Raw genomic sequence first — 12,831 nt, forward strand, 5'->3', positions numbered from 1 at the left:
TTAGCATTTGCGGCGATCGTCGTAATCGGTTGCCCAAAATCATTGCCCCTCTGAATGCTGCTGTTAGAATGCCGGTTAATATGACTTTCATCATCAGGAAATGTTATGAAACCGACCACCATTGCCCTGCTGCAGAAATGCAAACAGGAAAAGAAGCGCTTTGCCACCATTACCGCCTACGACCACAGCTTCGCGAAGCTGTTCGCCGATGAAGGCATCAATGTACTGCTGGTGGGCGACTCGCTGGGAATGACGGTGCAGGGTCACGACTCCACCCTGCCGGTTACCGTGGAAGATATCGCCTATCACACCCGCGCCGTCCGCCGCGGCGCGCCGAACAGTCTGCTGCTTGCCGACCTGCCGTTCATGGCCTACGCCACCCCCGAGCAGACCTTTGAAAACGCCGCCATCGTCATGCGCGCTGGCGCCAATATGGTCAAACTCGAGGGCGGCGCCTGGCTCGCCGACACCGTGAAGATGCTGGCGGAACGCGCGGTACCGGTTTGCGGCCATCTTGGCCTGACGCCGCAGTCGGTGAACGTATTCGGCGGGTATAAAGTGCAGGGCCGCGGCGATGCGGCGCAAACTCTGTTTGAAGACGCGTTAGCGCTGGAGGCGGCTGGGGCGCAGCTGCTGGTGCTGGAGTGCGTGCCGGTCGAACTGGCGAAGCGCATCACCGAAGCCCTGACCATTCCGGTGATCGGCATCGGCGCAGGCAACGTTACCGACGGGCAAATCCTCGTAATGCATGATGCTTTCGGCATTACCGGCGGCCACATTCCGAAATTTGCCAAGAATTTCCTTGCCGAAGCGGGCGACATCCGCGCCGCGGTGCGGCAGTATATTGCCGAAGTCGAATCCGGGGTCTATCCGGGCGAAGAACACAGTTTCCATTAAGGAGTCTTGTTGTGCTGATTATTGAATCCGTGCTGCTGCTGCGTCAGCATATCCGCCGTTTGCGTCAGGAAGGTAAGCGTATTGCGCTGGTTCCGACAATGGGCAACCTGCATGATGGTCATATGAAACTGGTTGATGAAGCCAAAGCCAGCGCGGACGTGGTGGTGGTCAGTATTTTCGTCAATCCGATGCAGTTTGACCGCGTCGATGACCTGGCGCGCTACCCGCGCACCCTGCAGGATGATTGCGAAAAGCTGAACAAGCGTCATGTCGATTTTGTCTTCGCGCCGACGCCGGCGGAAGTTTACCCTCAGGGCACCGAGGGCCAGACTTATGTCGACGTTCCGGGACTGTCCACCATGCTCGAAGGCGCCAGCCGCCCGGGCCATTTCCGCGGCGTATCGACCATCGTCAGTAAGTTGTTCAACCTGGTCCAGCCTGACGTTGCCTGCTTCGGCGAGAAAGACTTCCAGCAGCTGGCGCTGATCCGCAAAATGGTCGCCGACATGGGCTACGATATCGAGATCATCGGCGTACCGATCGTCCGCGCGAAAGATGGCCTGGCGCTGAGTTCGCGCAATGGCTACCTGACCGCTGACCAGCGCAAAATCGCCCCGGGTCTGTATAAGGTGCTAAGCGCGGTGGCGGAAAAACTGGCCGCCGGCGATCGCCAACTCGACGAGATTATCGCTATCGCTGAACAAGAGCTGAATGAAAAAGGCTTCCGCGCCGACGACATTCAGATCCGCGATGCCGACACCCTGCTTGAGCTGACCGATGCCAGCCAGCGTGCGGTGATCCTGATGGCCGCCTGGCTGGGTCAGGCCCGCCTGATCGACAACCAGATCGTCACGCTCGCTCAGTAGACAGCGGGTAAATATCGGGCAATACTGCCCGGGCTTTTCTCAGGGCGGGCGCCGTGTCCGCACTGCTACATTAAGGTTGAAGGGTAGAAGTTATGATGCGTAATATGCTGCAGGGCAAGCTCCACCGCGTAAAAGTCACGCAGGCGGACCTGCACTATGAAGGTTCTTGCGCCATTGACCAGGACTTCCTGGATGCGGCCGGTATTCTGGAGAATGAAACCATTCATCTCTGGAACGTCACCAACGGCAACCGTTTCTCCACCTACGCCATTGCCGCCGAGCGGGGCTCCCGGATCATCTCCGTTAACGGTGCCGCCGCACACTGCGCCAGCGTCGGCGATATTTTGATCATCGCCAGCTTCGTTACGATGTCGGATGAAGAAGCGCGTAACTGGCAGCCTAACATCGCCTACTTCGAAGGCGATAACGAAATGAAACGCCAGGCGAAAGCCATTCCGGTACAGGTCGCCTGATGGCCGCGGCGCTGTGCTCAGGCACAGCGCTGGTATTACCCCTGCGGCTGATTACTGATCAGCCGCGACATCGTCTCCAGCGAATCCGTGCGTAAAATATATAAGCGCTTCAGCAGAAACGGATTATCCCCCGGCTTCACCTTCCCCCGCACCGTCGTTACCGCCATATGAAACCCGGCGTCATTCGCCGCCTGTACCGCGGTGGCGTTATAGCCGCCGAAGGGGTAGGAAAGGTAAAGAACGTGCGGATTAAACTGGCCCAGCGCCCGACGCGAGCGGGCAAAATCAAACAGAATATTGTGGTAATTACGGCTGAATAAGATCGGTCGCCGGTAGGCGTCCACCCGATGCAGAAAATGGGTATGCGACTGAATATCAAAGACGTCCTGAATCTGGCGTAGCTCGGAAATGCTCATAAACTGCAGCGATTTCGGATCCCATTTTTGCGGATAGCGCTTAATGCGCGAGGAGATAATAAAGGCGGTGGCGTGGAAGCCGTACTGTTTCAGCACCGGATAGGCGTAGCGGTTTACCGATTTCAGACCATCATCGAAAGTGATCGCCACCGCCCGCGCCGGGAGATTGATTTTATTGCGCACATAGCCTTCGAGCTGGTACAGGGTCAGCGTGGTGTAGCCCTGATCGCGCAGCCAGGTCATCTGGTTATTGAAGGCGCGTACCGAGGTGGTGGTCGACGTATGACGAAACCGGGTGTTCTCTTCGTCGCGCAGAATATGGTGATAGGTCAGCACGGGAATGCCATTATCTTCCTGCGCATCCAGACTGCTGACCCACGCCAGCCGGTCGCCAATGCGGATCTGAAACCAGGTCTGATTAAGCCGGTCCTTCAGCTTGCTGAGGATCGGATAGCGCAGATTCGTGGCCAGCGTGCCGAACGGCGCGCTGCTTACCGAGGGTGCGTCATAGAGCGGAGTGTCTTTCCAGGTGAGTAAATTCTGGTTACTCAACGGCTTATTGAGATCCCCTAAACGGTCCTCCACCCGCTGCTTACCCTGTACCGGCTCGAGATGGCCTTTATCAATAAATCCGGTGCCGAAACCGAAACGAAATTCATAATAGTCAGCCGCCGTCGGGACGACCGCGAGGATCTGCCCGGCACGCACATTGCCGACGCTTATGACATGGTTCCCCACCTGCGCCCAGATAACCGCATCTTCGGTGGTTTGCATATAGCGTACAGGCTTGCCCTGCTGGCTAAGCAGGCTGGCAGAGGCGCTGAGCGAGGTCAGTAAAAGAAGCAGAGTAAAAATTCGGGCAAGCATGCGCATCGAACCGGTCAACCATCAACGGCCGCTATTGTAACAAAAGCGGCATCAATGCCGATGCTTAATTTCCGAAGGTATCGTGGCGCAGCCGGAACGGGGGATTTTTCTGCTGTTGATGCCACAGGCTGCTCACCAGCGGCCCACCCGCGCTGACGATAGTCTGGCGAAACGCGTCGCTGCTTAACGTGCCTCGCAGCAGATACATTCGTTCAAGTAATGAATAGCTGATGCCGGAGATGACTTCACAGTGGGTATGCTTGTGACTCATCAGCGCGGCGGCCCGATAAGGCGCCGCACCGGTTTTGTCGGTGAGGAAAATGACCCCATCCCCGGAGTCGGTGGCATGTAGCGCATCGCACATCATCCGGCTCAACATATTGCTGCTGAGATTGCGCCAGTAATTGACCGCCCGGCACTGGGCCAGCGGTCCAAACTTTTGTTCAAGACGATCCAGCATCTCCTGCGCCAGTTCATCGTGACAGGTAATGACCCAACCGAGCATGTTTCCCTCCTTAGCCAGCTAATAATGTAGCAAGGGGAAGGTGACGTATCGGTGATGACGGTCAAAGATAAGCGGTTAGCGCCCCACCTGTTTGCCTCGGGAAGCGCTAACCGTGAGCCGTATCAGCTACGCAGGCCGCGGCCGCGCTGAATTAACGACCAGCAGAGCAGATAGAAGGCGACAATGAAGACCACCAGCACCGCAAAGGTCGTCACCAGCGGGACATCGTTAATCCCGAGGAAGCCGAAGCGGAAACCGCTGATCATGTAGACGATGGGGTTCAGATGCGACAGCCCCTGCCAGAAGGGCGGCAGCAGCGTCAGCGAGTAGAACACCCCGCCGAGGTAGGTCAGCGGCGTCAGCACAAAGGTCGGGATCAGGCTGATGTCATCGAAGGTCTTGGCAAACACGGCGTTCAGCAGGCCGGCCAGCGAGAACAGCACCGCGGTAAGGATCAGCGTCAGGGCGACAAACAGCCATGAGTGAACCTGGAACGGCACGAAGAACAGCGAGACGGCGGTCACCAGGATACCCACGCACAGCCCACGCGCCACCCCGCCGCCCACGTAGCCGGCGATAATCACATGCGTCGGCACTGGCGCCACCAGCAGCTCTTCAATATTGCGCTGAAACTTGGCGCTGAAGAACGACGAGGCGACGTTGGCGTAAGCGTTAGTGATCACCGCCATCATGATCAGGCCCGGGACGATAAACTGCATATAGGTAAAACCATACATTTCGCCGATACGCGAGCCGATCAGGTTGCCAAAAATGACGAAGTACAGGGTCATGGTGATCACCGGCGGCACCAGCGTCTGCACCCAGATGCGCATAAAACGGTGGATCTCTTTGGTCCAGATGCTTTTCAGCGCGACCCAATAAAGCTGCATCATGCTGACTCTCCTTTTCGCTCATGCACCAGCGTGACAAACAGCTCTTCCAGACGGTTGGCTTTGTTACGCATACTCAATACCTGTACCCCCTGAGCGCTCAGTTGGGCAAAGACGCTGTTAATCCCCTGCTCGCGCAGGACCTCCACTTCCAGCGTCGACGTATCGACCAGCTGGTACTGGTAGCCTTCGAGCTTCGGTACCGGGCTTTTTGGCGCGAGATCGAGAATAAAGGTCTCAGACTTCAGCTTTGACAGCAGCGCTTTCATCGACGTGTTTTCCACCAGCGTCCCATGCTGGATGATGCCGATGTTGCGACACAGCATTTCCGCCTCTTCGAGATAGTGGGTGGTCAGGATAATGGTGGTGCCGCGATCGTTGAGATCCTTGAGAAAGCCCCACATGGAGCGACGCAGTTCAATATCCACGCCAGCGGTAGGCTCATCGAGGATCAGTAGCTTCGGCTCATGCATTAACGCGCGGGCGATCATCAGCCGGCGCTTCATCCCGCCCGAGAGCATCCGCGCGCGTTCGTTGCGTTTTTCCCACAGATCGAGCTGTTTTAAGTATTTTTCGCTGCGAGCGATGGCTTCTTTACGCTCAACGCCGTAGTAGCCCGCCTGGTTAACAACGATCTGCTGCACAGTCTCGAAGGGGTTAAAGTTAAACTCCTGCGGTACCAGGCCAAGCTGACGCTTGGCGTTGACGACGTCTTTCTCCAGATCGTAGCCAAAGACATTGACCTGACCAGAGGTTTTGTTCACCAGCGAGCTGATGATGCCGATCGTCGTGGATTTTCCGGCCCCGTTCGGGCCCAGCAGGGCATAAAAATCCCCCGCTTCGACCTGCAGGTCGATTCCCCGCAGCGCCTGAACTCCGCCGGGGTAGGTTTTTTTGAGCTGTTTTAATTCCAGAGCAATGGTCATTAAATATCTCTTCTCGAGTCGTGACACGTATTTACCCGTCTAACGCACGTTTCGCGCTATACGGGCGCTGGCGCGGCCAGCGTACCACTAGCCTGAAGTATCACGGGTTAAGATGGTTTTAAAAAAGGTGAGCTTACCCTATATTAGCGCAACGCACTTACTTGGTTACAGGCCGTAAACGTCCATGAATGATATAGATACACTCATCAGCAACAATGCACTATGGTCAAAAATGCTGGTGGAAGAGGACCCCGGCTTTTTCGAAAAACTGTCGCAGGCGCAGAAACCACGCTTTCTGTGGATTGGCTGTTCTGACAGCCGTGTTCCGGCTGAGCGACTCACCGGCCTGGAGCCTGGCGAACTGTTTGTCCATCGTAACGTGGCGAATCTGGTGATCCACACCGACCTGAACTGTCTGTCGGTGGTGCAGTATGCCGTCGATGTCCTCGAAGTCGAGCACATTATTATCTGCGGCCACTACGGCTGCGGCGGCGTGCAGGCGGCAGTGGAGAACCCGGAGCTGGGACTCATCGACAACTGGCTCCTGCACATCCGCGATATCTGGTTTAAGCACAGCTCGCTGCTGGGTGAAATGCCGGAGGAGCGCCGTCTGGATACCCTGTGTGAACTGAACGTGATGGAGCAGGTGTACAACCTGGGACATTCGACGATTATGCAATCGGCGTGGAAGCGCGGACAGAAGGTCACCATTCACGGCTGGGCTTACGGCATTCATGACGGACTGCTGCGCGATCTGGATGTCACCGCCGTGAGTCGGGAAACCCTCGAACAGCGCTATCGCCACGGCATCTCCAACCTCAAGATCAAGCACATCAACCACAAATAGCCTTCAGGCTTATCCACCCTGGAGAGCGCGGCGCGCGCTGTCCAGGGTGGATTTCCCCTTACTCGTCCAGCAGGGTGACTTTGCCGATATACGGCAGATGGCGGTAACGCTGAGCGTAGTCGATACCGTAGCCCACGACGAACTCATCCGGAATGGCGAAACCGACAAATTCAACCGGGACATTCACTTCACGGCGGCTCGGTTTATCCAGCAGCGTACAAATAGCCAGCGATTTCGGCTCGCGCAGGCTGAGGATTTCGCGAACTTTAGACAGGGTATTGCCGGAGTCGATGATGTCTTCCACGATCAGAACGTCTTTACCACGGATGTCTTCATCCAGATCTTTAAGGATTTTCACATCACGAGTGGTGGACATGCCGCTGCCGTAGCTGGAGGCGGTCATAAAATCGACTTCATGCGGCACCTGCACTTCACGGCACAGGTCGGCCATGAACATAAATGAGCCGCGCAGCAGCCCCACCAGCACCATTTCGCTGCCGCTGTCCTGATAGTGTTCGTTGATTTGACGACCCAGTTCCGCGATACGCGCTTTGATCTCGGATTCCGGGATCATCACTTCTACAATATGTTTCATAAACTATATATCTCACTGATTTAAATCAGTTAAATTCAATCTCAAGCCATGCAATCTAGTAAGTATTGATACACCGATTGATATACGGCCTATCGCACAAACTCGAAATGATGCGAAAGCATGAGTACCGAAGAAAGGCGGCGAGTATACATTATTAGGAAGAAGAATAAAAAAAGCATCAGAGCTCCTCTGATGCTTTCTAGATACTACTTCAACTCAGTATTCCGGGAGATTCTCAAGGTTGTCCTTAGCGGTTCCATTGGGCCTTGTAGTGATGTAGTTAGTCCCGTTTACGGGGTCTTTTATCACTTTCTGTCCCTTGCTCCATTTACCATTATCGTCTTTGAAGATGGTGTAAAACGTATAACCACTATCGATCTTATTTACTACCCATTGTCGCGTTTCTGATGTCCCCCCTCCAACAGAGTCCCCCTTATCAACGTGTACATACACGTGGGTAATGTGAGTGTGGGAATCATTGTACCGGACCTTAGAAATGAGGTAGTCAGCCCATTTATCAGTCATATATCACCAGAAGTTTGAACAGGAAAACCCTGCAATACATTTATAAACAACAAAACAGACTTTTCCCATTGCACGCATAAGATAGATTGACTTTGCGCAAAAATTTCTTAAGTACGGATACCTGTCAATGTATGACAGCGCTATCCCACATTAAGGAATCTCCCACCATGAGACTGATCAACCGCAAACAAGAAATATTGAGCTACTTCGAACCTGATAAACGCGACTTGGTGACGGATGAGATCGGCACACCTCCGCTTGATGTATCCGGCGTGGCATACCTGCTGCATGGAACTGGTATTAACAATAACCAGTACTGGCTCGAATCTACCATGCGCACACTGGAAGCAATTGTGAAAGACGGGTTGCTTGAGAGGTATCGGAGCCGTGAGACAAGGAACATCATTCTGGGCGGTGAGACGACGGCTACAGTTGTCCGCTATGGCCTTCCGGGTACAATCTCAGTGGTACGTGATACGGAAGGTGCAGTTAACGCCATAGCAGGTGAATGCACGCGGCTTAGTTAAAATTCATCAGGTATTCATAGTGCATAGCGATGCCTCACCAGATCGATGGTTATGTAGCAATAGCAGGATCTGCTATGCTCGCACAGTGTTATTTTTATTGCAGAAGCAGTCTAGATCGTTGATGAGTTGGAAATGGTTGTTTAATATTTGGGTTCAATGCACTGCACAGTAAACAGGTTGATAATTATGGCTGAAAAAACAAAGCAACATTTTGTTCCGAAGATGCTTTTAAAACGCTATTCATGGGATGGTATCCATGTGAACCTCTGTAACATAAGGAAAACATTGGAATTAAAACCTGTACCGTACGAACCACAGTGCCAAAAAAGATATTTTTATGGCAAAGACAAAAAAATAGAGAATAATCTTTCAAAGGTTGAGGGCGTTATAGATCTAGAAATTACTAAATTGGTAAGTGGTTGCTTAGTCCCATTAATGAATCTTAGCTGTGTATACCTTGATAGCAAGGAACTAAGACGTGAGATCTTATCTTATATTTACATTCAGTACACTAGAACGCAAAAAGCTAAGAATCTTGTGAGCAGAGCGCTAGATAATCATTTTGATATATTTAAGAAACAAAAAAAAGAAGATATTTTAAACGATCTCATTAAAAAAAGTGAGTCTAATTCTTGGGGGTTAACAAGAGACGACATTAATAACCTCATCGATTCTTGTACTATTGAGAAAAACAATTTATTTGAACACATATTCAACGAAGCATATAGACAGTATAACAGGAACAGTAACTTAAAAGGAGTGTTGTTATTTAATTTATCAAAAATACCATTTATCACAAGCGATAATCCAGTTTTAAATATAGTCACACTCTTCCCTGAAAATGTCCTTTCATTTTTTATGCCAGTAAGCCCAGCACATTGTTTGTTCTTTTATGACGAACATTACTTTACGGTACAACACATTGAAAACGTTGTTTTCATCTCCAACACTAATGAGATTTCTTACATTAATATGATGCAGTGTGAAAACTGTGAAAGCAATATCTATCTACCTCATCTCTCTAGTGACCTTACGCTAAGAGATGTATTAGGAGAGAATATACATGGAGGCCAATTCTTCAATCACATTAAGGCCATTTCATTGAGCGAGGATTATAGCGATAATATAATTATTCCTATTGCTGGTGGACATGCGACTACTTTACCACTTAGGCAAGAAAAAACCAGCCCCGAAGGGCTGGAATAACAGGAGCCAACTGGCACACTTTGCTTTAGTCGGTATCGTCGGCCAGGGCATACAGCAACGAAGGAATAACCCTCCGCATAGCTGTTTCTTCGGTTTCATCGCTCATGAGGGTCAGGGTGTAATCCCGGCACTCGTAAACCACATCATACGCAGTCAGGCCAAACGCGCCGCCAGCGATGATCTGCCCAATTTCATCGTCTGGCGTTTCAACAATCGACAGCCGGTAGCCGCCGAACGTCACAGGCGGGTTATAGGGGCCTTCGCTTACAAACAGCTCTACGGCCTTTGCAGCAACCTGGGCTCGTTCGTCCGGATCCATTCCGGCCACCTTGCTGGCGCCTGACGCCATGATGCGCTTAATCTCCGCGACGCTCATTTCCACCAGCATATTCCCCTGCACCTCACCAGCTGGAGCAGGCCTGGTTTTACCCCTGGCATTCTTCGTGCGCGGGTCACTGGCGCTGCGGTATCGGGCCAGATAAGTATCACAGGCCTCCTGGTCAATCTTCCCGTCAACCCGCGCCGGGAATCCTTCATGGCTCTCCCAGTTATACAGTGCCTGCCGGCTCATTCCGGCATGTTTTGCGTACTGGCTGACGCTCATTAGTGACATAACTTTTTCTCCTGCCTCATTGTCGCCGGATGGCCAGAGTGTCAACCCGCCAGCGGAAAACTGTCAATCAAACGTCAAGGGTTCAACCGCTTGACACATTTTTATGTCAACCTGACACTTTTCGGGCTGAAAGTGTCAATCAAAATTCTCACGAACTCCCCTGCATCACGCGCCACCTCCGGACTTTAACAACCTGACAACAAAAAAGTGTCAAGTGTAAAGTGTCAATCAAATTGAAAACCCGTAGCAAGGAAAACACTGCGGCGCGCAATGCCCGTGCCTTACAAAAGTCTCAGGAAGGACCCATTTTTGTAAGGCGACGACGGAAGGCCGCATCAATAGTTCATGGGCGTAATTATTTTCCCATTATTTTCAACGTTGTACGTCTTCCTCTCGCCTTTATCGTTAGTCATAACGATCTCCAGTCTTAACGGTTGTTCTGTGAAAGCATCCTTGAGGGAACGGGCCAGGTTATCGGTGACGGCATTCGAGTCACTGTTGCTTTTCTTTGGCGCCAGTATTGATTCTGGGCGATAGCCAGCAGTCGGCATCGAGTTGATATTGTTCCGCTGCTGAGAGAGTAGCTCCGGGCTGCGCTTTCCTGACCATCGTTCATCCGTGACGGCCGTTCTTATTGCGTTTTTGAGTTGTTCTTCCGTGTAGGGTTGAGAGCCCTGCTCATGCCTGATCATTGCGGCCATCAACGTCTTAAGGACTTCAGGGTTATGGAGGTCAAGACGCTGGACAGCACCAAACCCAGTTCTGGAAGTCACATCATCGATATAAGCCCGTGTATTGTTTTCAGAGCTCGGGGCATACGTATGAAGAAAGCCCCTTGGGGTATTATTTCCGCGGTCACCGTATAACATCAGCTGGCGCGCCATTGCGGCAAGCCCATCATGATCACTGGCGAACGACGAGAAACCGCCGTTCTTCCCTGTTGTGTTTGAGGCATCTCTCAAGTTGCCAGGATTGTGATTCCGAAATCCCAGTGTGTTAGAGGCATTATGGCCATCGTTATAAGGGACTTTGTCATTGCCGGATATTTTGGGAATGGCAGATAAATCATCCTGCAACCGATATGCCTGCCACATTGCGCCGTATCGGGAATTAAGCTTTTTCTCCACCTCGGGGTCGGGTCTGTTAAGTGTAAAGTTGAGCCTTTCAGAAGCTGACAGGCTGGCTTTAAACTCATCATCCCTTAATGCTTTCCAGCGAATATCTTTATCCCGATCGCCATGATAAAACTGAGTTCCATTATATTTCAGACCATCATTCAAACTGTCCTGCCAGCGATTACCATTTATATCTTTTGAATCATTGGCCGGAGATACAATAAATTTACCTACCCGCTGTGTAGCCTGAACTTTAAGACCACCCCAAATCGCCGCCATTTCATTCATCTGGCGATTAGCTTCTGACATTTCCTTATTAAACTCAGGATCCACTGTCAGACCAAACTTCTCCGCCTTCGACAAGAGCGTTGCATATTTGGCCCCCTCACGCATCAAGGTCAGCAGATCTGGAGTAAGCCCAACCGCATCAGCAAAGGATTTTTGCTGGTCAGGCCGCAGGGTCGGGAAAATTTTAGCAATCGACTCCAGTGTTTTGAGGGTATTTACTGAGCCGTCACTGTTCTTTTCGATCTGCGCACCAATTTGTGCCATAGCGGCCATAACACCTGCATTCTTACCGCTGGCTGCCTCATTAAATGCTTTGAAAATACCCTCAATTGATGAGGCTGCACTTTCACTGTCCGCCCCAAGAATACGCATCGCACCTGCCAGTTGCGTAAAGTCCCGGACGCTCATAGCGGTGTTCTGCGCGTGGGTATCGAGGTTGTAAGCCTCTTTTGCCGCGTCCCGAAAACCGTCAGCAACCTTTTGAATGCCGAACCCTACGACGCCAGCTGCACCGAAGCCAGCCACCTTGCCAGCCAGTTCACCTACAATTTTTAGTGGAGGGATAATATCCCCGATGAACTGGACGTTATCCCGCGCACTACGAGACATTTTATCCAGACGCCCGCCAACGTCATCTAGGTTATCAACTGTCCCATCACCGCCCAGATTAAGCTTTTCCTGCGTCTCATCCAGTTGAGGGAGCAGGTTTTTAATGGCCTCGTTGATTTCGTCAATGGCAGCCGTGGCCCTGTCATCAGCAACCAGCTCAAAATCGAATGAATTACTCATACTTCCTCCACCAGCGAATTAACGCTATTCACGATATCGTCAAACGTAACTGGCTCTACAAACTTCTCCAGCGCCGACAGAGCAGCATTAAAACCTGAACGATAGCCGTTTGTGTCACCGTTAATCATGCTGTGCTGGAATGCCGCCATGTTCTGGTCTTCGGCATCAAGGAACTCCCAGCCAGGATAAACTTTCTCCATAGCCCGACGGGTAAAACGACTGAGCTGGCGAGCGCTGCCTTTTAGTCTGGCAATAGCCTGCTGATGTGGGATCCCTTCCGCGATAAGATGAAATGCCTGTATCGGATTTTGTTTTGCCTCTTTGCTCACCGCTATCAGATGCGCATCAGAATGGGGGCATTCGGGGAGTTCCTCTTCTTCAACCGATTGCTGAAGCTGGTGCATACGCTGCATACGGCGCCCGGAAAAGCCATACGACTGCGCATCAGATTGCGGCTTGTTGAGGTGCTGAAAGTTCATAACGCTC

Annotated in this window: 15 protein-coding genes; 6 read left to right on the forward strand and 9 right to left on the reverse strand. The window is 52.0% G+C overall.

The window, feature by feature from the left end:
- Positions 1-105: 105 nt before the first annotated feature.
- The 3 genes from panB (at position 106) to panD (ending at position 2,236) form a co-directional block, all read left to right on the forward strand.
- A complete protein-coding gene (gene panB / locus B8P98_RS22930) occupies positions 106-897 on the forward strand; it encodes a 3-methyl-2-oxobutanoate hydroxymethyltransferase (protein WP_025714105.1) in 792 nt (263 codons plus the stop codon).
- 11 nt (positions 898-908) lie between these two features.
- Positions 909-1,763: a pantoate--beta-alanine ligase gene (gene panC, locus B8P98_RS22935; protein ID WP_025714106.1), complete on the forward strand. Its 855-nt coding sequence runs from the start codon at positions 909-911 to the stop codon at positions 1,761-1,763.
- Positions 1,764-1,855: 92 nt separating this feature from the next.
- Positions 1,856-2,236: an aspartate 1-decarboxylase gene (panD, locus tag B8P98_RS22940; RefSeq protein ID WP_025714107.1), complete on the forward strand. Its 381-nt coding sequence runs from the start codon at positions 1,856-1,858 to the stop codon at positions 2,234-2,236.
- A gap of 35 nt (positions 2,237-2,271) precedes the next feature.
- Here panD and B8P98_RS22945 read toward each other — a convergent pair whose 3' ends face one another.
- The 4 genes from B8P98_RS22945 to B8P98_RS22960 form a co-directional block, all read right to left on the reverse strand.
- Positions 2,272-3,525 carry a polysaccharide deacetylase family protein gene (locus B8P98_RS22945; protein WP_025714108.1) on the reverse strand — a complete coding sequence of 418 codons (1,254 nt, stop codon included), beginning with the start codon at positions 3,523-3,525 and terminating at the stop codon, positions 2,272-2,274.
- A 58-nt stretch (positions 3,526-3,583) separates the two neighbouring features.
- The gene (locus B8P98_RS22950; protein ID WP_025714109.1) at positions 3,584-4,024 is read right to left on the reverse strand and encodes a PTS sugar transporter subunit IIA; all 441 of its coding nucleotides are present in this window, start codon (positions 4,022-4,024) and stop codon (positions 3,584-3,586) included.
- Between the two features lie 122 nt (positions 4,025-4,146).
- A complete protein-coding gene (locus B8P98_RS22955; protein WP_087805072.1) occupies positions 4,147-4,917 on the reverse strand; it encodes an ABC transporter permease in 771 nt (256 codons plus the stop codon).
- Positions 4,914-5,840 carry an ABC transporter ATP-binding protein gene (locus B8P98_RS22960; protein WP_025714111.1) on the reverse strand — a complete coding sequence of 309 codons (927 nt, stop codon included), beginning with the start codon at positions 5,838-5,840 and terminating at the stop codon, positions 4,914-4,916. The genes B8P98_RS22955 and B8P98_RS22960 overlap by 4 nt, the downstream gene beginning before the upstream one ends.
- Before the next feature lie 184 nt (positions 5,841-6,024).
- On the opposite strand from B8P98_RS22960, the gene can reads away from it, so the two are divergent.
- Entirely contained in the window at positions 6,025-6,687 is a 663-nt protein-coding gene (gene can / locus B8P98_RS22965) for a carbonate dehydratase (RefSeq protein ID WP_012542834.1), read from the forward strand.
- 58 nt (positions 6,688-6,745) lie between these two features.
- Here the strand turns inward: can and hpt are convergent, their stop codons facing one another.
- Together hpt and B8P98_RS22975 are read right to left on the reverse strand one after the other, a co-directional pair.
- Positions 6,746-7,282: a hypoxanthine phosphoribosyltransferase gene (gene hpt, locus B8P98_RS22970; protein ID WP_022065048.1), complete on the reverse strand. Its 537-nt coding sequence runs from the start codon at positions 7,280-7,282 to the stop codon at positions 6,746-6,748.
- A 216-nt stretch (positions 7,283-7,498) separates the two neighbouring features.
- Positions 7,499-7,807 carry a DUF3892 domain-containing protein gene (locus B8P98_RS22975; protein WP_064144630.1) on the reverse strand — a complete coding sequence of 103 codons (309 nt, stop codon included), beginning with the start codon at positions 7,805-7,807 and terminating at the stop codon, positions 7,499-7,501.
- A 167-nt stretch (positions 7,808-7,974) separates the two neighbouring features.
- Between B8P98_RS22975 and B8P98_RS22980 the strand changes: the two genes are divergently transcribed.
- Together B8P98_RS22980 and B8P98_RS22985 are read left to right on the forward strand one after the other, a co-directional pair.
- Positions 7,975-8,334, forward strand: coding sequence for a hypothetical protein (locus B8P98_RS22980; RefSeq protein WP_095033433.1), 360 nt, complete (start codon positions 7,975-7,977; stop codon positions 8,332-8,334).
- 186 nt (positions 8,335-8,520) lie between these two features.
- Positions 8,521-9,540 carry a DUF4238 domain-containing protein gene (locus B8P98_RS22985; protein ID WP_157738378.1) on the forward strand — a complete coding sequence of 340 codons (1,020 nt, stop codon included), beginning with the start codon at positions 8,521-8,523 and terminating at the stop codon, positions 9,538-9,540.
- Between the two features lie 25 nt (positions 9,541-9,565).
- Here B8P98_RS22985 and B8P98_RS22990 read toward each other — a convergent pair whose 3' ends face one another.
- The 3 genes from B8P98_RS22990 to B8P98_RS23000 all read right to left on the reverse strand — a co-directional run bounded on the left by B8P98_RS22990 (position 9,566) and on the right by B8P98_RS23000 (position 12,824).
- Positions 9,566-10,153, reverse strand: a complete 588-nt coding sequence (locus B8P98_RS22990) for a hypothetical protein (RefSeq protein WP_167382681.1) — start codon at positions 10,151-10,153, stop codon at positions 9,566-9,568.
- A gap of 335 nt (positions 10,154-10,488) precedes the next feature.
- Entirely contained in the window at positions 10,489-12,345 is a 1,857-nt protein-coding gene (locus B8P98_RS22995) for a hypothetical protein (protein WP_095033436.1), read from the reverse strand.
- Positions 12,342-12,824 carry a hypothetical protein gene (locus B8P98_RS23000; protein ID WP_095033437.1) on the reverse strand — a complete coding sequence of 161 codons (483 nt, stop codon included), beginning with the start codon at positions 12,822-12,824 and terminating at the stop codon, positions 12,342-12,344. Before B8P98_RS23000 ends, B8P98_RS22995 begins: the two co-directional genes overlap by 4 nt.
- Between the last annotated feature and the right edge of the window lie 7 nt (positions 12,825-12,831).

Origin of the sequence: Klebsiella quasivariicola (assembly GCF_002269255.1) — a bacterium.
GTDB lineage: Bacteria > Pseudomonadota > Gammaproteobacteria > Enterobacterales > Enterobacteriaceae > Klebsiella > Klebsiella quasivariicola.